The following is a 17,736-nucleotide window of genomic DNA, read 5'->3' as shown; positions in this document are numbered from 1 at the left end:
ATTGTGTGACGCTCGCATCAAATCAGGTGCGAGAGGGCCCGTTCAAAAAGTTTGTGAAACAGGGGGTTAGCCGTCTTTTGGCATCTTCAGCACAAGGTTGCGTCCACTTTTGACGTAGCGCAGCTCGCTTTCCCCAATCGCGGCCACTTTGCCGCCATCGATCCTGTCCCCAACCTGCACCTTCTTATAGCGTCCAGATGGCAATCTCACCAGCGCACGCCGGTTGGAGGATGTGCCATAAATTCCGATCAAACTCGCCTTTTTCAGGTTGATTGCATTTTGGATCGTGGCCTGTCGCGCGACAGAGGCCGTGGTTGGGATTGCCGGTATGACAGTCGCTGCCGGGGCCGCTGCCGCGGTGGTTTTTGGGGCTGTCTCACTCGGTGTGGCGCGGGCGGCAAGCTGCGCTATGTTCGCGGGCTTCAGGCGGGGGCGCAGCGATGCAGAGACAGCAAGTGCCGTTGGCGCCTGATTTGCGGAGGCCACATCTTGCGCGCTTTCCGGGCGTGGACGCGGACGAATGCGAGCCAGTTCTGCGCGGGTCAACCCACCGAGCGTGGCGCGCTCATTCTGTTCCAACAAGTCGCTGGGCCGCGGCTTGGGGCGAAGATTGGCCAACCGACTTGCGGCTTGTTCCTGCAGGGCTTCGGCCACAACGATGCGTTTCGGGTAAGATGCAGGCACCACAGGGGGGCGCCCCGCATAGACCATCACCCCTTCCGCATTCACCGCACCTTCGGCGGTGGCGACCACAAGGCCGCGCTCATCAAGATCAAAGGCGGTGGTCGCTGAAGGGGGATTCACTTGCGCCGCAAATGCAGTGTCGGTTGTATACGTTGCTGCAGAAGGCAGCGCGACCGCATCAAGTGCAAAACTCAGTCGGTCGATCGCAGGGACAAAAACATCTTCGTCATTGCTGAGTTCAGGCGCGGTCGCAGCGTCTGGCGCACGTTGCCAGACACCGGTTACCGCATAGCGCGTCTCAGCCTCGTCTTGACTAAGCACGGCAGGCGCGGCCTGCTCAGGTGTGCCAGAAAGGCTTTCAGCCAGTTCCTCTGGGGCGATCTCTTCGAGCAGGGCGGTCTGCGTATCCGTGCTTTCCCCTTCGATCTGCAGCCCGTCTGGCACGGTCAGCGCAATAGCGCCGTTGGGTGCCGCCGCATCCGTATCTGCGTCAGTTGCAGGCTCTTGCGCTGTTGTCGCAACGTGAGAAGCCTCTGGTGCTGGTTCAGATGTGGGGGCGGGTACGGCAGGCGCATCTTGCGCCAAATCCGCATCGGTTTGCCCATCCCCCACAGCAACCTCAGTTGTTTCAGGCTGTTCATCCAGCTGGGCGGTGTTTTCGATTGGCGCGCTTTCTGCTGGCGTGTCGCGGTCGATCAGTCCGGCAACACCATCCTCCGTGAACAGTGTGGCCCACAGGGCGACCAATCCCAAAAACACCAGCAACAAGGTGGTGAGGATCAGCCCAAGATGCTTTGGCTTGCCGCCGACCTCAGCCGCACGGGCCGTCCCAAAAGCCCCTTTCTGGCGCTCGGAGGGGGCTGCCGATTTCTCCTGAAAGGTGGGATCGTTCTTTGCAACACGCGGTGGAGGCCCAGCGATCTTTGTTTTGTTGCGCGCACTGGCAAAGGTGCCAGAGTCTGCGTCCGTCAGTTGCCCTTCGACCTGTTCCGCGCGCGCATCAGACGGCGCGGCCTCTGTGCGATCTGCCGTCAGGCCTGCCACGGCTTTGGCCGGGTCAAACCGCAGTTCATGCGTGGCGTCATCTTGGCTTTCTGGCGGAATGCTTGGAGCATTGGTGCCATGCACCCCACGTGAGACGCCACTCAGCTGCGGCGCGGTATCACCGGTGCCGGCACCGCGTTGCGCACGGATGGAGGCAAAAGGGGTAGCGGTCTCTTTTTCGGCCTCTGCCTCTGCGCGCGCGGTGGGGCGGGCAGCAACCTCATCTTCAGCATGCGGGTCGGCATCTGTCTCGGTTGGCGCTTCGGGCTCTTTGAATGCGAAAGCAACCTGTGTGTCCGCGCTTTCTTCGCCCAGATCAAATGTCGCGTTTTCGTCTGCCAGCGCAGCGGACAGGGCGGGATCTGGTTCTGCGGTCTCTGTCTGTATCTCGTCTGACGGCTCGGCAACCGCATCTGCGCGGGTATCAGGTTCCGCGGGCGGATCAGGCTGTATTTCGGGCAGGCCTTCACCGATCACTTTGATTGGTACAGGATCGGCCTCTGTAAGACCGCCCGTCGCCTCCGCACCCCGCGTTGCGCCAAAATTTGGCGCTTGCGCAAAATCTGCCGGGTTTGGGATCGCCGTAAAACGGACCGGGTTGAAATCATGCTCGCTGGCGAATCCTTCGGCTTCTGCCAGCGTTTCGCGGGCCACGGCAGCCACCTGCGCGAAACCATCGCGTTCATATACGTCAAAGACCAGCTCATCGGCGCTGTAGGGCGTCGAGGCCTCGAGTGCTTCTTGAACCTGTCCTAGAAGCGCCCCTTCAGCAGCCGCGTCGAGCGGCAGGGAGAGAAATTTGATCTGGTCATTTGGCAAAACCAGCGTTGTTTCAAACTCAGGCCCACCTGCAAAAACCGCCTGATCACGCAATGCGGTCAGGGCAGCAGGAAGGTCCTCATCATCAAGGGCGACCTCGCCCAAAAGATGCCACCCACCATCCACGCGGGAAAGCAGGCTAATGCCTTGATAAGACAGGGTGAGCGCAAGATCCGTGGTCATAGGACAGCCCTAGCATGGTGTTGTGCAGGATGCGCGTGTTCCTGCGAAGTTGCCAAATTTATAGCAAGTTATCGCCGAAGGGGAAGCAAACACTTGGCGCAAAGCCAGCGGATCGCCTGTGTTTTATGCGCCCCTCTGTTTTGTGCTCCGGTGCCACTTAGGAAAGAAAACGCCCCAAAGCCAGGGCTTGAGGCGCTTCCATCTGAGTCCGTTTGGTTGGTCTGCGGCGCTTAGCGGTGGGCTTTCTTCAAAGCCTGATCCAGATCCGCAATCAAATCTGCCGCGTTTTCGATCCCAATCGAAATCCGCACCACATTTGGCCCGGCACCGGCCGCCTCTTGCTGCTCTGGTGTCAGCTGGCGGTGGGTGGTGGAGGCCGAGTGGATCACTAGACTGCGCGCATCGCCAAGATTGGCCACGTGAGAGAAGATTTCGAGGTTTTCAACAAACTTCACACAGGCTTCATAGCCACCTTTCAGCGCCACAGTGAACAGCCCGCCTGCGCCTTTCGGGCAGATCCGCTCCACACGGTCATGATAGGGTGAGCTTTCCAGACCGGCATAGGTCACATAGTCCACGCTGTCATGTGTTTCGAGCCAGCCCGCAATCTCTTTGGCGTTCTGCACGTGGCGCTCCATGCGCAGGCTCAGGGTTTCAATGCCCATCAGCGTGTAATGTGCGGCCTGTGGGTTCATCGTCATGCCCAGATCCCGTAGCCCTACGGCAATCCCGTGAAAGGTGAAGGCCAGCGGGCCAAAGGTCTCATGAAACTTCAGCCCGTGGTAGGCCGGCTCCGGTTGGCTCATGGAGGGGAACTTGTCGCTGGCAGACCAGTCAAACTTGCCGCTGTCCACGATACAGCCGCCGGTCACGGTGCCGTTGCCTGTCAGATATTTGGTGGTGGAATGCACAACCAATGTGGCGCCAAGGCTGATCGGGTTACACAGATATGGCGTGGCCGAGGTGTTGTCGACAATCAGCGGCACACCCGCACCATCCGCAATCGCGGCAAGCGCTTCGATGTCGGTGATATAGCCACCGGGGTTTGCCACGGATTCACAGAACACCGCGCGGGTGTTTTCATCCACCGCCGCTTTCACCGCGTCCAGATCATCGGTGTCGACAAATTTCGCGGACCAGCCAAAACGTTTGATGGTCTGGCTGAACTGCGTGACCGTGCCGCCATAGAGCCGGCTCGAGGCCACCACATTGCAGCCCGGCTGCATCAGTGGGAACAGCGCCATGATCTGTGCCGCATGACCAGAGGAGCAGCACACCGCACCAACACCGCCCTCAAGCGTGGCGATCCGTTCCTGCAGCACAGCAACGGTCGGGTTGGTCAGGCGCGAATAGATGTAGCCCACTTCCTGCAGGTTAAACAGCGCCGCCGCATGCTCTGCATCGCGGAACACATAAGCAGTGGATTGATAAATCGGGGTCTGCCGTGCGCCCGTTGCCGGATCGGGCCGCGCGCCTGCGTGAATTTGCAATGTATCAAAACCGTAGGTGGGTCCGTCGGTCATTATGTGTCTCCCTGAAAAAGTCTCGCCAAAGTGATAGGGGGCTGTCGGCTACCGCGCAACAGAACAACGCACAACTTTGTGATGAAGTCCATTCAACCCAGGGCAAATTCGGCCCGGCATCATGAATTGAGAAGAGCTGTTCTCTAAACATGTATGCTCTTGGATCAAGTCACTGAAAAAGCGCTAAAATAAAGAACAAACTCATGCGTCGGTTTGAGGTCTGTCACGGACTGCTCAGTCTCAAAATGCGGGCGGCCTGCGGCACCTGTTTCAGGGCAGAATTATCGCAGCCAGTATCCATGCTTTTTCAGGGTGTTGCGAATGGCCTGTTCCCGGCGTGGCAGATGGTCACGATCAAACAGCGCCCGCGCTTTATGGCCCCGCTTTTGATAGATCATCCGTTTGAACGGCTCATATTGTTTAAGCACTTTTTTGATCCGATTGGGGGCGGCAATTTCTTCCAGCGCTTCAACAACCACATCCGCCTCTCGCGCATAAAGCAGCGGCATCAGGCGATAGTGACAACTCACCGACCCATCCAACAGCCCGGCAGGCAGCGCATCACGTGAACCGCCAAGGCCATGGATCACAAGGGGCAGGGCGATCTGATCGAGCCAAGGGCGCAGAGTTTGCGAGGCCAGCGCATCAGGTGGGTCATTCTGGATGCTGGTCGCATACTCCAGAAAGCGATCCCCAAACATCTTTGGACATTTGTAGTAGAAAAAGCCCGCGTTAAAATAGAGATACCGCCGCCAGTATTCATCGGGCTGGCTCAGATCCAGCGAGCTTTCAAACTCCAGCCCAAAGCGGTCATAAAGCGCTTTCCAGATCCCACTGTAGCCCGGACCATAAAGCGGTGGCACAGGCCATGTGCCCTCCACGCGCAGGCTCGCAGAGGGGCGCGCAAAGTCAAACGGCACATCGCTCAGCTCATCAAGGATTAGCGTATCGCTGTCAAAAAACACAAACGGCTCGCCCTCAGGCAAGGCACGCAGCAGCTCAATCTTGTTGCCATAGGGATAATCGTCGCCAAAGGCACGGCTTTCAAACGGCAGGATCTCCGCATCCAGCGCCTCAAGCAGCTCCCGCACTTGCGGATTGCCGATCCGCACATCTTTTTCCCAGCGTGGCCCGGGCTGCGGCTCTGCCACAAACAGGCGCCCCTTGAAATGGGGGGATTTGGCGCGCAACGAGGCGGCAAACAGCGCGGCCTCATATTGCAGGCGCCCGTTCTGGCCCACCACCACCACGTTAAAACTGTCTGATTTCAAAGGCGTCTTTGCCATATGTGTTGCTGCTCTGCCGGTTTGTTTTGCCAACTATAAGCGCGGCAGGCGGCTTGCAAAAGCGCACATTCCACTTTTTCGCGAAATCCTGTCGCTTTGACTAGCTTGCTCTTGCGACGCTGGCCTCAATGCCGGCGGCGCAAAACGCCACCAACTCGTCCAGATGGCTGCTGGCATCTGTGCGCCCATCCCCCATGGCCACCATCCGCCACTGAGCCGTCAGCAATGCGAGCAGCGCCGCAACAGAATAGATAAAGGCCGCAGCAACAGCTCCCTGTGCCTTGGGCGGATACAGCGCAGCGATTTCTTCGACAAACCGCGTGGCGGTTGGGTCAAAGCAGGTCGCGGCCAATTCTTGCCAGCGCGTGTCAGACGAGACAATCGCCACAAGCCGCGCATAGGCGAGCCATTGCACATCGCCGCATTCGGCGCGCGACAGATAGGGCTCAAAGTAACAGGTCAGTACTGCGGTGAGCGACAGGGCGCCTTCTGCTTTGCGCGCGGCAAGCGCATCAAGTCGGGCTGTGCTGAGGATCTCGGCACGGCGGGCAACCACGCGCCAGAAAAGCGCTTCTTTGCTGCCGCCATGGTGGTTCACCAGCGCGCCCTGAACCTCGGCTTCCTCGGCAATGTCGCGAATCGATGCGGCGTCAAACCCTGCGCGTGAAAACACCCTTTCCGCTGCGTCAAAGATGCGCGCCCGCGTCTCCAACGCCCTCTGAGAGGGGGCCCTTTGTCTTTGTTTTTCTTCCAGGAATTCACGGCTCATAAAAACAGCTTGTCTTATTTTTAATGAATGTTCAATCTAAATGGCGATCTAAGGAGTTAGGAATGTCAGAAACGCGCGCAAAATTCGCCCTCTTGGGGGCGGGGCCCATGGGTTTGGCCATGGCCAAGGTTTTGCGCCAACAGGGCATCGCCTTTGATGGGTTTGAGCTGCATTCAGATGTTGGCGGGCTGTGGGATATCGAGGGGCCACGGTCCACAATGTATGAAAGCGCACATCTGATCTCATCAAAGACGATGACAGAGTTTGCCGACTTTCCGATGCGCGAGGATGTGGCCGAATATCCCTCTCACCGAGAGATGGCCCACTACTTTCGCGACTTCGCGGATTTCTTTGATCTGCGCCCGCATTTTCGTTTCGGGGCGGAGATCAAAGAGCTGGCGCCGGTTGGGGACAACGGTGCGGGCTGGCGTGTCATTTGGCGACAGGGAGGGCAAACGCATAGCGCCGTCTATGCGGGCGTTATGATCGCAAATGGCACGCTCAGCACCCCAAACATGCCGCAGTTTCCGGGGCAGTTTGACGGCGAGCTGATCCATGCGGCGCAGTATCGCCATCCTGAACAATTTGCAGGCAAACGCGTGCTTGTGGTTGGGGCGGGTAACTCCGGCTGCGACATCGCTGTGGATGCGGTGCACCATGCAGCCAGTTGCGATTTGTCGATGCGGCGCGGCTATTATTTCGTGCCCAAATACGTCTTTGGCAAACCCGCTGACACCATGGGCGGAGCGATCAAACTTCCGATGTGGCTGAAGCGTCATGTGGATGGTCTGATCCTGAAGTGGTTTGTTGGAAACCCTCAGAAATACGGTTTTCCCAAACCGGACTACAAACTTTACGAAAGCCACCCAGTGGTGAATTCGCTGGTGCTCTATCATGCGGGGCATGGGGACTTGAAAATCCGCGCGGATATATCTGATATATCTGGGAAAACCGTCTCATTTGCCGATGGATCGCAGGGCGAGTATGATCTGATCCTTGCCGCCACGGGTTACAAGCTCGACTATCCTTTTATTGACCAGGCGCTGCTCAATTGGCGCAATGACGCACCGCATCTCTATCTGAATGCGATGCACCCGGAGCGCGACGATATTTTTGTGCTGGGTATGGTCGAAGCCGCAGGTCTCGGCTGGCAGGGGCGGCACGAGCAGGCAGAGATGGTCGCGCGCTACATAAACGGGTTGCGTGCGGGCAGTCCCGCCGCCCAGAAACTCAAACGCACCAAGCAGAACGGCTTCGTGCGCGCCACTGGTGGAATGTCTTACCTCGAACTGCCACGCATGGCCTACTACGTTGACAAGGCCACATACCGTGGTGCGGTAACGCGCTGGATCAAAGCGCTTGAGGCGGAGCAACCCTAATGACACAGGCCAATTTGGATGCGGTTGTGCTGAATTTCAGCGCATCGTCCTTGACCGTGCTCAATGCGGTTCTGGCTGTCGTGATGTTTGCCATCGCGATCGATCTGTCGCTGGCTGACTTCCGTCGCCTGCTGCAGTCGCCACGCGCGCTCATCACCGGGCTTGTCTCACAGTTTCTGCTGCTGCCCGCTGTGACCTTTGGGCTGGTCTTGCTCACTCAGCCGCAGCCGTCCATCGCCTTGGGGCTCATTCTGGTGGCGGCTTGCCCGGGTGGCAATATCTCCAACTACATCACCCATCGCGCGGGCGGCAACGCGGCCCTGTCGGTGTCGATGACGGCTTTTGCCACAGTGGGCGCCATCCTGATGACTCCGCTCAACATCGCTTTTTGGGGCGCGCTTTATGGGCCAACGCGCGAGATTTTGCAGGCGACAGTGATTGATCCGGTGTCTGTTGCGATCACGGTGGGGCTTATGCTGGTGCTGCCGCTGGTGCTTGGGGTGTCGCTGAACAGCACACGCCCCGACCTGACAGCGCGCCTGCGCCGCCCTTTGCAAAATGTGGCGATGGGCATTTTCATTGCCTTTATTGTCTTGGCGCTGATTTCAAACTGGGACTATTTTTTGCAATTCGCGACAGCTGTGGCCGCCCTTGTGCTGTTGCACAACGCCCTGGCATTGACCACCGGCTTCAGCATCGCCAGCGTGATGGGGCTTTCCGCCTATGATCGGCGCGCCATCACAATTGAAACCGGTATTCAGAATTCAGGCCTCGGTCTGATCCTTATTTTTGGCTTTTTTGGTGGGCTTGGCGGCATGGCCGTCGTCGCCGCGTTTTGGGGTATTTGGCATGCGATTACGGGCCTTGGTTTGGCCTCTCTTATGAACCGAACAGAGGCAGCAAGATGACCCGCATTCTTATCACAGGAGCCGCTGGCATGGTCGGCAGCGCGCTTTTGACGGAATTGGCCAAGACATCTCATGATGTGATCGCCTGTGATGTGATGGCGCCGGACAACCTGCCTGCCAATGCGCGTTTCCATCCAATGGACGTGACAACAGATGCCCCGCTGCGGGTGATCGCGCGCTACCAGCCGGAAGTGATCGTGCATTTGGCCTCTGTTGTGACCCCACCCAAAGACAGCACGCGCGATCTGGCCTATGCGGTTGATGTGGGTGGCACACGCTCTGTGGTCACCGCCGCCCTCGCGGCAGGCACCAAACGGCTTGTGGTCACCTCTTCGGGCGCGGCCTATGGCTATCACGCCGACAACCCGGTGCCGCTTCGGGAATGTGATGCGATCCGCGGCAATAAGGGGTTCGCCTACGCCCACCACAAACGTCTGGTGGAGGAGTTTCTGTCTGATGTGCGCGAAAACGCGCCTCAGCTGGAGCAGGTGGTGCTGCGGGTCGGCACCGTTCTGGGGCGCGGCACAGACAATCAAATCACTGATCTCTTTCACAAGCCGCGGCTGCTGGCGGTGCAGGGCAGCGACAGCCCCTTTGTGTTTGTCTGGAATTGTGATCTGGCGCGCATTCTGTTGCGCGCTGCCACAGATGGCCCGGAGGGCATTTTCAACGTGGCAGGCGATGGCGCCCTCAGCGTGGATGACCTGTCTGAAATCATGGGCAAGCCGGTGTTGCGCTTGCCTGCTTGGCTTCTGCGCGTCGCCCTTTGTGTTGCCCGGCCATTGGGGCTCAGCCAGTACGGCCCCGAACAGGTGCGGTTTTTGCAATACCGCCCGGTGCTTTCCAATGCCGCACTCAAACGGGATTTCGGCTACACGCCCGAAAAATCCAGCCGAGAAGTGTTTGAATTCTGGAAGCGGAGCCTGTCGCCGTGACATCCACAAAGGGGGGAGAGCGTAAAACGGCAGTGATTTCAGGTGGCGCAGGGGGGCTCGGTACGGCGCTGTCTGAACGCTTGCAGGATCAAGGCTGGCGCGTGGTGTTGCTTGATCGTGACATTGCAACACTTGCGGTGTCAGACAGCCAGCAGCCCATGCAATGCGACCTGACCGATCCTGAGCAGCTTGCAAGCTGTTGTGCACAGATCTGCGCAGACCATGCGCGCATTGCTTTGGTGATCTACAGCGCAGGCGTGACGACGATCGGCCCAGTTTCCGATCTCACAGACGCCGCCCACAGACAGCTCTTTGAAATCAATTACTTTGCCGCCGCAACCATGGCGCAGGCCTTTCAGGGGGCGCTGCGCCAAACGCAGGGCACGCATCTGGTGCTCACCTCTGTCGCGGGGTTTGCGCCGCTTAGGCAACGCGCCGCTTATGCCGCCTCCAAACACGCCATGGCCGGCTTTTTTGGATCGTTGCGGGCTGAGGAAGAGGCCCATGGCGTGCAGGTTTGCATCGCCGCGCCCTCTTTTGTTGCAACCAATCCTGCGGCGACGACGGATCCAAACGGGCTGACACCGCCGGGCAGCGCCCCTGATGCCTTTGACGCCATGACAGCAGATCAGGCCGCCAAAGAAATTCTGCGTGGTCTGAACAAAGGCAAAGACTTTGTGCCGGTAGGGCGGGTGGCGAAGATTGCGCATCTGCTCACCCGCCTGTCGCCAACCCTGTATCAATGGGTCATGGCGCGCATGGTACGCGGCAAACCCGATTAACTGACGGCAGCCGCCTTGCTTGGATCCTCCGCCAGCGCTTTGTTGATCCGCGCTTGCTTGATCTTTGGGTCGAGCGCAGGGTCCGTCAGATGGGCCAGCATACACGGCACTGTCGCCTCCAGCTTGGCAGCATCCGCCACCGCCATCCCATGCGCCACAAAGGGCCGCAGATAAGTCATCCCGGTGAGGTTTGCCGTCTGCTGAAACGGCTTGAGGAACTCATCCATCGCGTAGTTGTTGTACCCGCCCGCGTGATAACTATCAGCCGGGCCACCGGTTGAGACCAGGATCAGGAACTCACGGCCAGCTAATTTGTGTCCGCCCGGTCCATAAGCAAACCCGTAAGACAGCACCTGATCCATCCAAGCCTTCAGAACCGGCGGGGCGGAATACCAGTAAAACGGAAACTGAAACACGATCCGGTCATGGGCCAGCAACAGCGCCTGCTCTGCTTCGATATCAAAAGTGAAGGTTGCGCCGCCAATGGCTGTCAGATCGCGGGTGGTAACGCATTCCACGTCAGAGAGCGCATCAAACCAAAGCCTGTTGATACGGGATTTGCCCAGATCTGGGTGGGCGGTCAGGACGAGGGTTTTCATATGGGAACCTCAGGAGTGGATGTTTCTATGAGAGGCGGGGGCTACTGACTCGCAGCTTTCACACGCTCTGCGGCCAGTGCGGGCAGGTTTTCATTGCCAAGTTGCGCCCGCAGATTTGCGCGCATGAAGGTGATCTTCCAGCCATCTTCGGTTTTCGTCAGCTCATGCTGGTAGTCACCGATAAAGACCCAGGTGTCCTCGCCGTCATTGGCCAGAATATGGGTCGCATAGATATTGGCCGTTGTGGTCGCGCGATCTCCGTCAATCTGCACGCTTTCTGTCCCCATCAGGTGGTGGGTGCGGTCATATCCCGGCAACACGGTTTGCCAGGCGGCCACAATCTCTGCAGGCAGAAGTGTGGGCAGCGCCTGTTCCGTCCCGGCAGAGGCATTGGCATAAGAGGTGTAATCGAGCACCGCACCCTCTGGATGAAACTGCGCGGCCACCTGATCCCAATCGCCGAGATCAGCATAATAGCCCACGTTGTTGATGGCATTCAGAACCGCGCGTTCATCTGAAATCTCGGCAATCGCCGTGGTCGCACTCGCAGCCAGCGCAGCACTCGCAAGTATCTTTTTCATATCATTCATCCTTTGTGTCTTGGGGAAGGTCTAGGGAAGCGCGGGGGCGGCTGTCAGTCCGCCAGCCGCTCTGGCACCGGGGCGAGTTGGTACTGCGACCAGAAGAAGGTGTTGGCAGCATCCTGATCTGCGGACAGATTGGTCGCCTCGACAATCTTGCCGTTTTCAATGCGGTAAAGCAGGGCCCAGAGCGTATCGACATTAGGCTTGCCCTCTGCGTTGGACCAGCCGCGATGGATGTCCACCACATGGGTGTCATCTGCGCCAAAATAGATCGGCTCTGCTTTGAAACCAGCGGCACCCAGCTGAGCAAAAAACGCCAAAACTTCTTCACGGCCATTTTTGGTACCAGACAGCGGATGCCGCCCCGGAATATGCCAGCGCACATTCTCGTCCATCACCTTGGCAATGCCGTCCAGATCTTCGGTGCCATAGGCGGCAAAGAAATCCTGCACAACTTTCATATTGTCTTCTGGTGAGGCCGCCATCGCGGCTGTGCTGAGGGTCATAACGGCACCTGCGGTTAGGGATCTGAGGAGGGTTTTCATTGGATCTTCCTTTCAAAAAAGCGCCGATCAGGCGGGCTGGCCGCCCCCGGTCAGCAAGGCACGGCGATGTGTGAGGTCTTGATTTGAAATGTATTTTCTCCCTGTGGTTAGGCTTTGAGGAAGTCCGCCACTGCATCCGCCGCCGCTGTCACCGCGTCTTTGCGGTCGTAGAAATCAAACTGGGTCACATCCTCACCAAGCCACAGCTTTTCCAGCGGTGCTTTGGTGCGGTTTTCATAGGCCTCTGCACCGGCAGGAAGGGCAATCGAAGGCGAGCCCACCATCAGCATCGGCTTGCTCAGACGATCAGCAGAAACCTGAGCGTCATAGGTCAGCCACGGCTTCCAGGAGGCGAGAGAAAACTTGTTGTCATAGGCCGCGATCAGCCCGCGATCTTCCTCGGTGTAGTATGGCGCCTGAAACATGACTGCGGTGGCATCGGTGGCAGACGCCCCAAGCAGGACAGTATCGGCAGCATCTTCGGCTTCACTCGCGGCAATCAGCTTTGCCGCCGTCTCAGCACCGCCATAAATCACTTCAGCCAGTGCCGGATCATGCAGCCATGGCGCAACCAAAGCGACTTTCTGTAAGGCGGCGTCATCCGCCACAGCGGCCGCCATGTAGCCAGAGGAGGCGCAGATCCCAAGGCCGGAAACTTGCGTTGCGTCGATCTCAGGCAGATTTGCCAGAAATTGTGCCGCCGCGCGAATATCTGCTGTTTTCACGGCAGGATCTTCCACATAGCGCGGCGCGCCAGTGCTTTCGCCCCAACCGGTGAAATCAAAGGCGAGCGCCGCAATGCCGCGCGCGGCCAGCTCGCGTGCATAGGTGCCTGCCATCTGTTCTTTCACGGTGGTCCATGCCCCGGTGACAATTGCGGCGGGCAGGAGGGATTTTGCAGCCTTTGGCAGATAAAGCACGCCTTTGAGTGTGGCGGTACCGCTGTCAAAAGAAACGGAGCGTGTCTCCACAGTGGCGTTGGTTTTGGTCTTTTGCAGGGTGATGCGGGTCATGGGGGCTCCTCTCGGATCATGCGCTGAAGGTGTGATCCGAACTTAGGAGCTGTATCAAATTTCGATAATTACCCCATTCTTCATCTTATTCATGTATTGTATCTATGAATGGGATTTGGAGACTGTGATGCGCCTGCCTCTCGCCACACTGGAAGTGTTCACCGCAATTGCAGAACACGGCAGCCTGCGGGCCGCCGCCGATGCGCTGGGCATCAAACCCTCAACTGTCAGTCACCAGCTCAAAACGCTGGAGGCGCAACTGGGAACAGCGCTGTTCATTCGCACCACAAGATCGGTCAGCCTGACGGAAGCGGGCCGTGCGCTTATGCGTGGTGCTGGCCCCGCCTTTGAGCAGCTGTCTGCGGCAGTAGACAGCGCCCGGTCCAGTGGCCACGCGGCACGCGGCACGCTCAAACTGGCCCTGTCGGAATCTGCCTACCACATGGTGGTTGCCCCAAAGATCGCCGCCTTCAGTCGGGCCTATCCGGAGATCGAAGTCGAATTTCTGATGACAGATGCCTACTCCGATATTCTGGGGGAGGGGCTGCACGCGGGGTTCCGCCTTGGCGATCGCATCGCGCCGGATATGGTTGCCGTACGCCTGACCCCACGCCAGCCGCTCGCAGTTTTTGGCAGCCCGGCCTATTTCGCTGCGCACGGCCGCCCCGAAACCCCGCGCGACCTGCTGGCGCACAGCTGCATTCGCTACCGTTTCCCCTCTTCGGGCCGTATGGCGCTCTGGGAATTCACCTCGGAGGAGGGTCTCTATTCCGTCGATGTCACAGGTCCGCTCATCAGCAACGCCTTGCCTGCATCCGTCGATTTGGCCCGTCAGGGCGTGGGGCTTACCTACACATTTCGGGACTATTGCACGCAGGATGTAGCGGCCGGTGCTCTGGAAGCTGTTCTGGACGCAGACATGCCAGAAACCGCCGGTCTGTTTCTGTACTTCCCGCAAGAATACCGAAGCATGATGCCGTTGCGCCTGTTCATCGACCACCTGCGCGGCGCGGATGGGCGCCTTGCGCGCACCCAATAAAAACCCAGCCAGGACCGAGGTCCGAGGCTGGGTGGTGCCGTGAGTGTTGGGCAGTTATGACGCGTTAGAGGTTGTCTGCTGTGGGTTCGGAAGATGCGCCAGTAATGCTGGCAGCACCACTTCCTGAAGCTGTTTGTTTTGCGCCAGTCGGCCAAGCGCAAACCCATCTGTGTAACTGTCGTTGTTGGCCGCTTTGCCGCCTTTGTCGGAGGCGTTCTCCGCAAAAACGGCATGCAAATCCTGCGCCGTCAGATCCCCACGAAGGGTCAAATTCGCAAATAGGCGATACATCGTGGTTTCCACCGCCGCACGGCGCCCATCTAAAACGGCAACAACTTGAGAATAGTGCCTGAGTCGAGCTTCCAGCACAGATATCCGCGCATTTAGGTCATCAACAGAAGTCATCGCACATCACCCAAAGAATAAAGAATCAAATATTCAACTTCTATACAGGTTAAGTGCCAAATTAACCAAATGGTTGTTTCGACAATTCATTGCTCATTCATGGGTGTTGCGGGATTGCGCGACACACCTTCCAGATGCCATGCTCATTGTTTGCTTGTAAGCTGCAGCCTTTTTTCTAAAAGGCCCGGGTCGCCAGAGAGACCTTGAGATCGGTCCTACGACGCTCCGGATGGGCCGAACGCGGGATCGGAAGGCGGAGGTAGAAGACGCCGTGACGGGACGTGCTGAGGTAACTTGCAGGACGCATATGTGTCTCACCTGTGCGGCGCACCGGGCCCAATCATCTGCTAAGTCACTGATAAGATGGAAAGTGGTGGGCGACCTTGGAATCGAACCAAGCGTGCGTCTCCGCGAGGGAGTTACAGTCCCCTGCCACACCTTGCGGCCTGTCGCCCACTCTCCTGAGGCGCTGTGCCTCGTGGTGTGGGGGGTGATTACTGTGATGCGCAGGGGGCGTCAACCAGAAAAATGGTTGCACGGCGCGCTTCTTTTCCCCATTGGTGAAACCTCTTTATTTTGAAGGTGTCAGAGCGATGAAAAAACCCAAGTGGGTCGTGGAAAAAGAACAGGCCAAGCGCAAAGAAGCGGCGGAAACCGTATGGTTGTTCGGTCTGCACGCCGTGAGAGACGCTTTGGCGAATCCCGCGCGCGAAAAATTGCGCCTGATCGTGACAAAAAATGCCGCTGACAAACTGGCGGATGCCATCGCCGCTTCGGGCATGACCCCGGAAGTGGTCGATCCGCGCAAATTCAAAGCGCCGATTGATCCGCAATCTGTGCATCAGGGCGCAGTGCTTGAAGTGAAACCGCTCAATTGGGGGCGTCTGGCTGATGTGGCGATTGCCTCTGACGACCGTCCGCAACGTCTGATTCTGCTCGACCGGGTGACAGACCCGCACAATGTGGGCGCGATTCTGCGCTCTGCCGAAGTGTTTGGCGCACTCGCTGTTATCGGCACCCGCCACAATTCCGCGCCTGAAACCGGCGCTTTGGCGAAAACCGCCAGCGGCGCGCTGGAGCGTCAGCCGTATCTGCGTGAACGCAATCTGGCCGACACCATCACAGCTCTGCAAAACATGGGCTATCTGGTGCTGGGCATGGATGGCGAAGCGGAGCACACGATAGAGCAGGCGCTTGAAAACAAACGCGATATGCCCATCGCGCTGGTGCTCGGTGCTGAAGGGCCGGGTCTGCGCCAAAAAACCAAGGAAACGGTCGATCAGTTGGTGAAGATCAACTTTGCAGGCGCTTTTGGTTCGCTCAATGTCTCCAATGCCGCCGCCGTGGCGCTCTATGCCTCGCTGCCACAAAGCGCCCAAGGCTGAAAAAGACGTCGCGCGCCTTCCTCTTGCCAAAAATATCCCCGCCGGAGGCTCCAAAGCCTGCGGTGCAATGCATAGGTAAGGCAGGCGCGACAAACACCAAAGGAGGGGCCCATCGCACACGCATCCAAAATCGCCACCTGCTGTTATTGCGGCACCCGCGCCGCGCTGGTGTTGCGCGTAGAGGCCCGCCACGAACTGTCCTGTGCAAATTGCGGCGCGCCTTTGCATGATCTCAAACACCTGCGTGTCGCACCTCCTGCGCAACAGGCCCCTGCGCACCGCCCAAAATCCAAGGACAAGCGTGACAAACGCGACAAACCGCGCAAATCCAAGCCGGTGAGCTATGCGGCCTATGGGGCCAGCCCCGAAAAGGCGGCGGGCAAAAAGTCAGAGAAATACAAAAAGCGCCCGGCCAAGAAAAAGAAATCCACCATGCGCTGGTTTCTGAAAGAGGCGTTTGATGTGATCGAGGATATTTTTGATTGAGCGGAATTGCTCCTAAAAAAGTAACGCGATCTTCACATCAATCTGATCCAGTCTTTACATCCAATTATGCGTACCTACGTAGACTAACAGGAAACACAGGCATCGGAGCTTCTGTGTTTCACTTCACTGTCCCTCGTTCCGAACCTGCGCCCAGGGTCTCACCTTGGGCGTTTTTTTGTCTGCCACAGCCGCGCAACAATCAAAGATCCTCCCCGATCAATGCTGCGAGGATATTGCGCATTTCAGAGTCGATGCACTAGCCTGCGGCCATGACCTACACAGACGATCATCTCCGCACGATTCTCAAACGCACCAAAGTGATCGCTGTGGTGGGCGTGTCGATGAACGAGGTGCGCCCCAGTTACTATGTCACGCGCTATCTGTCGCTGAAGGGCTATCGGGTCATTCCGGTCAATCCGGGTCATGCGGGCAAAAAGCTGTTTGGCGAAACCGTGGTGGCGTCTTTGTCTGACATCACCGCCTCCGTTGATATGGTGGATGTTTTTCGCCGCTCTGACGCGGTGCCGCCCATTGTGGACGGGGCACTCGCTGCGTTTCCTGCACTGAAAACCATCTGGATGCAGATTGGTGTGGAAAACGCAGACGCCGCCGCCAAGGCAGAAGGGCAGGGGGTGGATGTGATCCAGAACCGTTGCCCCAAAATCGAGTATCAACGCCTGTTCGGAGAGTTGCGCATGGGGGGCTTTGCCACCGGTGTGATTTCTTCCAAGCTCTAAGGCGATATGGGGCGTGCTTACTGTGCGGCGGTTCTGGCCGCTTTGATCTCAAACACCCGGCTGCGTTCTTCCCAACCGTAGCGTTCATCTTCCAGCACGGGCGCCCAGAACAGGTATCCGCCATAGCGCCACGGGTCGAGCACGATGCCCTCATCCCACGCGTCACCTTTGGCACTCACAATCACGGTGCTGTGCTCAATGCGAATGTTGTCGTGATTGGCAATCGCGCGATGCAAGCTCAGGCTTTCTAAGCCCTCTAGGCGCAGCCGCGCCTCCAGATCATCCGCCCAATGCCAGCAGAGCCCCCGTGGCCGCCGCCCTTGATTGACCTTGGTGTTATGCACAAGTGGCCCATCGGTGACATTCCAGGCAGCGCGCAGCTCCAGCGGATATGCATAGGCGATGCGCGCCACACGCTGCGCTTCCTCTGGCGCGACCTCTGGATCCAATGCTGCGATGGCGCGCGCAAGGCCCGGCTGATCGGGCGCGCGCACGTCATCAGGCACCGCACCACAAGCGACCAGAAAGAGGCCCGCAACCATGGCCCAGATTACCTGCATCCGTGATGTCATGCCTTTTGCCTCAAACGCTTTGGTCCACAATGAAAAACCTATGGAAAATACCCGGCCCT

18 protein-coding genes and 1 tRNA gene are annotated in these 17,736 nt (G+C 58.3%); 8 read left to right on the top strand and 11 right to left on the bottom strand.

All coding sequences use genetic code 11. The features are described 5' to 3' along the window. Positions 1 to 66 precede the first annotated feature (66 nt). The 4 genes from J7413_RS03125 to J7413_RS03110 all read right to left on the bottom strand — a co-directional run bounded on the left by J7413_RS03125 (position 67) and on the right by J7413_RS03110 (position 6,308). On the bottom strand, positions 67 to 2,730 hold the full coding sequence (locus J7413_RS03125) for a hypothetical protein (RefSeq protein ID WP_209096288.1): 2,664 nt from the start codon (positions 2,728 to 2,730) through the stop codon (positions 67 to 69). A 230-nt stretch (positions 2,731 to 2,960) separates the two neighbouring features. After that, positions 2,961 to 4,253, bottom strand: coding sequence for an O-acetylhomoserine aminocarboxypropyltransferase/cysteine synthase family protein (locus J7413_RS03120; RefSeq protein WP_209096287.1), 1,293 nt, complete (start codon positions 4,251 to 4,253; stop codon positions 2,961 to 2,963). A gap of 281 nt (positions 4,254 to 4,534) precedes the next feature. Further along, entirely contained in the window at positions 4,535 to 5,539 is a 1,005-nt protein-coding gene (locus J7413_RS03115; protein WP_209096286.1) for a hypothetical protein, read from the bottom strand. Between the two features lie 100 nt (positions 5,540 to 5,639). Continuing rightward, positions 5,640 to 6,308 carry a TetR/AcrR family transcriptional regulator gene (locus J7413_RS03110; RefSeq protein ID WP_209096285.1) on the bottom strand — a complete coding sequence of 223 codons (669 nt, stop codon included), beginning with the start codon at positions 6,306 to 6,308 and terminating at the stop codon, positions 5,640 to 5,642. Positions 6,309 to 6,370: 62 nt separating this feature from the next. Here J7413_RS03110 and J7413_RS03105 point away from each other — a divergent pair, with 62 nt between their 5' ends. Genes J7413_RS03105 through J7413_RS03090 form a run of 4 tightly spaced genes read left to right on the top strand, consistent with a single transcriptional unit; the run spans position 6,371 to position 10,312 of the window. Further along, positions 6,371 to 7,687 carry an NAD(P)-binding domain-containing protein gene (locus J7413_RS03105; RefSeq protein WP_209096284.1) on the top strand — a complete coding sequence of 439 codons (1,317 nt, stop codon included), beginning with the start codon at positions 6,371 to 6,373 and terminating at the stop codon, positions 7,685 to 7,687. Beyond that, positions 7,687 to 8,595, top strand: coding sequence for a bile acid:sodium symporter (locus tag J7413_RS03100; protein ID WP_209096283.1), 909 nt, complete (start codon positions 7,687 to 7,689; stop codon positions 8,593 to 8,595). The genes J7413_RS03105 and J7413_RS03100 overlap by 1 nt, the downstream gene beginning before the upstream one ends. Further along, positions 8,592 to 9,530 carry an SDR family oxidoreductase gene (locus J7413_RS03095; protein WP_209096282.1) on the top strand — a complete coding sequence of 313 codons (939 nt, stop codon included), beginning with the start codon at positions 8,592 to 8,594 and terminating at the stop codon, positions 9,528 to 9,530. Before J7413_RS03100 ends, J7413_RS03095 begins: the two co-directional genes overlap by 4 nt. Beyond that, positions 9,527 to 10,312 carry an SDR family NAD(P)-dependent oxidoreductase gene (locus tag J7413_RS03090; protein ID WP_209096281.1) on the top strand — a complete coding sequence of 262 codons (786 nt, stop codon included), beginning with the start codon at positions 9,527 to 9,529 and terminating at the stop codon, positions 10,310 to 10,312. The genes J7413_RS03095 and J7413_RS03090 overlap by 4 nt, the downstream gene beginning before the upstream one ends. Here J7413_RS03090 and J7413_RS03085 read toward each other — a convergent pair. The 4 genes from J7413_RS03085 to J7413_RS03070 form a co-directional block, all read right to left on the bottom strand. Next, entirely contained in the window at positions 10,309 to 10,911 is a 603-nt protein-coding gene (locus J7413_RS03085; protein ID WP_209096275.1) for an NAD(P)H-dependent oxidoreductase, read from the bottom strand. The two genes, J7413_RS03090 and J7413_RS03085, sit on opposite strands and share 4 nt — an antisense overlap. 41 nt (positions 10,912 to 10,952) lie before the next feature. Beyond that, positions 10,953 to 11,492: a nuclear transport factor 2 family protein gene (locus J7413_RS03080; RefSeq protein ID WP_209096273.1), complete on the bottom strand. Its 540-nt coding sequence runs from the start codon at positions 11,490 to 11,492 to the stop codon at positions 10,953 to 10,955. A gap of 53 nt (positions 11,493 to 11,545) precedes the next feature. After that, entirely contained in the window at positions 11,546 to 12,040 is a 495-nt protein-coding gene (locus tag J7413_RS03075; RefSeq protein WP_247743295.1) for a nuclear transport factor 2 family protein, read from the bottom strand. Between the two features lie 107 nt (positions 12,041 to 12,147). Next, entirely contained in the window at positions 12,148 to 13,053 is a 906-nt protein-coding gene (locus J7413_RS03070) for an alpha/beta hydrolase (RefSeq protein ID WP_209096271.1), read from the bottom strand. 127 nt (positions 13,054 to 13,180) lie between these two features. On the opposite strand from J7413_RS03070, the gene J7413_RS03065 reads away from it, so the two are divergent. Further along, on the top strand, positions 13,181 to 14,092 hold the full coding sequence (locus J7413_RS03065; protein WP_209096269.1) for a LysR family transcriptional regulator: 912 nt from the start codon (positions 13,181 to 13,183) through the stop codon (positions 14,090 to 14,092). Between the two features lie 54 nt (positions 14,093 to 14,146). On the opposite strand, the gene J7413_RS03060 is transcribed toward J7413_RS03065, so the two are convergent. Both J7413_RS03060 and J7413_RS03055 read right to left on the bottom strand, forming a co-directional pair. Beyond that, on the bottom strand, positions 14,147 to 14,497 hold the full coding sequence (locus J7413_RS03060; protein WP_209096267.1) for a hypothetical protein: 351 nt from the start codon (positions 14,495 to 14,497) through the stop codon (positions 14,147 to 14,149). 371 nt (positions 14,498 to 14,868) lie between these two features. Continuing rightward, a tRNA-Tyr gene (locus J7413_RS03055) sits at positions 14,869 to 14,952 on the bottom strand. 138 nt (positions 14,953 to 15,090) lie between these two features. Here J7413_RS03055 and rlmB point away from each other — a divergent pair. The 3 genes from rlmB (at position 15,091) to J7413_RS03040 (ending at position 17,105) form a co-directional block, all read left to right on the top strand. Next, positions 15,091 to 15,882, top strand: coding sequence for a 23S rRNA (guanosine(2251)-2'-O)-methyltransferase RlmB (rlmB, locus tag J7413_RS03050; RefSeq protein WP_209096265.1), 792 nt, complete (start codon positions 15,091 to 15,093; stop codon positions 15,880 to 15,882). 111 nt (positions 15,883 to 15,993) lie between these two features. Further along, positions 15,994 to 16,368: a hypothetical protein gene (locus tag J7413_RS03045; protein WP_209096739.1), complete on the top strand. Its 375-nt coding sequence runs from the start codon at positions 15,994 to 15,996 to the stop codon at positions 16,366 to 16,368. Between the two features lie 269 nt (positions 16,369 to 16,637). Then, positions 16,638 to 17,105, top strand: coding sequence for a CoA-binding protein (locus J7413_RS03040; protein WP_209096263.1), 468 nt, complete (start codon positions 16,638 to 16,640; stop codon positions 17,103 to 17,105). A gap of 17 nt (positions 17,106 to 17,122) precedes the next feature. On the opposite strand, the gene J7413_RS03035 is transcribed toward J7413_RS03040, so the two are convergent. Next, positions 17,123 to 17,677 carry a hypothetical protein gene (locus J7413_RS03035; protein ID WP_247743294.1) on the bottom strand — a complete coding sequence of 185 codons (555 nt, stop codon included), beginning with the start codon at positions 17,675 to 17,677 and terminating at the stop codon, positions 17,123 to 17,125. Positions 17,678 to 17,736 lie beyond the last annotated feature (59 nt).

The organism is Shimia sp. R10_1 (assembly GCF_017744095.1).
Lineage (GTDB): Bacteria > Pseudomonadota > Alphaproteobacteria > Rhodobacterales > Rhodobacteraceae > Shimia.
The sequence above is the reverse complement of the archived record's forward strand: the minus strand, read 5'-3'. Positions and strand labels throughout refer to the sequence as shown.

Excerpts from the sequence above, each read along its gene's own strand:
- J7413_RS03125 (WP_209096288.1), bottom strand. The coding sequence starts at position 2,730 with ATGACCACGGATCTTGCGCTCACCCTGTCTTATCAAGGCATTAGCCTG.
- J7413_RS03120 (WP_209096287.1), bottom strand. The coding sequence starts at position 4,253 with ATGACCGACGGACCCACCTACGGTTTTGATACATTGCAAATTCACGCA.
- J7413_RS03115 (WP_209096286.1), bottom strand. The coding sequence starts at position 5,539 with ATGGCAAAGACGCCTTTGAAATCAGACAGTTTTAACGTGGTGGTGGTG.
- J7413_RS03110 (WP_209096285.1), bottom strand. The coding sequence starts at position 6,308 with ATGAGCCGTGAATTCCTGGAAGAAAAACAAAGACAAAGGGCCCCCTCT.
- J7413_RS03105 (WP_209096284.1), top strand. The coding sequence starts at position 6,371 with ATGTCAGAAACGCGCGCAAAATTCGCCCTCTTGGGGGCGGGGCCCATG.
- J7413_RS03100 (WP_209096283.1), top strand. The coding sequence starts at position 7,687 with ATGACACAGGCCAATTTGGATGCGGTTGTGCTGAATTTCAGCGCATCG.
- J7413_RS03095 (WP_209096282.1), top strand. The coding sequence starts at position 8,592 with ATGACCCGCATTCTTATCACAGGAGCCGCTGGCATGGTCGGCAGCGCG.
- J7413_RS03085 (WP_209096275.1), bottom strand. The coding sequence starts at position 10,911 with ATGAAAACCCTCGTCCTGACCGCCCACCCAGATCTGGGCAAATCCCGT.
- J7413_RS03080 (WP_209096273.1), bottom strand. The coding sequence starts at position 11,492 with ATGAAAAAGATACTTGCGAGTGCTGCGCTGGCTGCGAGTGCGACCACG.
- J7413_RS03075 (WP_247743295.1), bottom strand. The coding sequence starts at position 12,040 with ATGAAAACCCTCCTCAGATCCCTAACCGCAGGTGCCGTTATGACCCTC.
- J7413_RS03070 (WP_209096271.1), bottom strand. The coding sequence starts at position 13,053 with ATGACCCGCATCACCCTGCAAAAGACCAAAACCAACGCCACTGTGGAG.
- J7413_RS03065 (WP_209096269.1), top strand. The coding sequence starts at position 13,181 with ATGCGCCTGCCTCTCGCCACACTGGAAGTGTTCACCGCAATTGCAGAA.
- J7413_RS03060 (WP_209096267.1), bottom strand. The coding sequence starts at position 14,497 with ATGACTTCTGTTGATGACCTAAATGCGCGGATATCTGTGCTGGAAGCT.
- rlmB (WP_209096265.1), top strand. The coding sequence starts at position 15,091 with ATGAAAAAACCCAAGTGGGTCGTGGAAAAAGAACAGGCCAAGCGCAAA.
- J7413_RS03040 (WP_209096263.1), top strand. The coding sequence starts at position 16,638 with ATGACCTACACAGACGATCATCTCCGCACGATTCTCAAACGCACCAAA.
- J7413_RS03035 (WP_247743294.1), bottom strand. The coding sequence starts at position 17,677 with ATGACATCACGGATGCAGGTAATCTGGGCCATGGTTGCGGGCCTCTTT.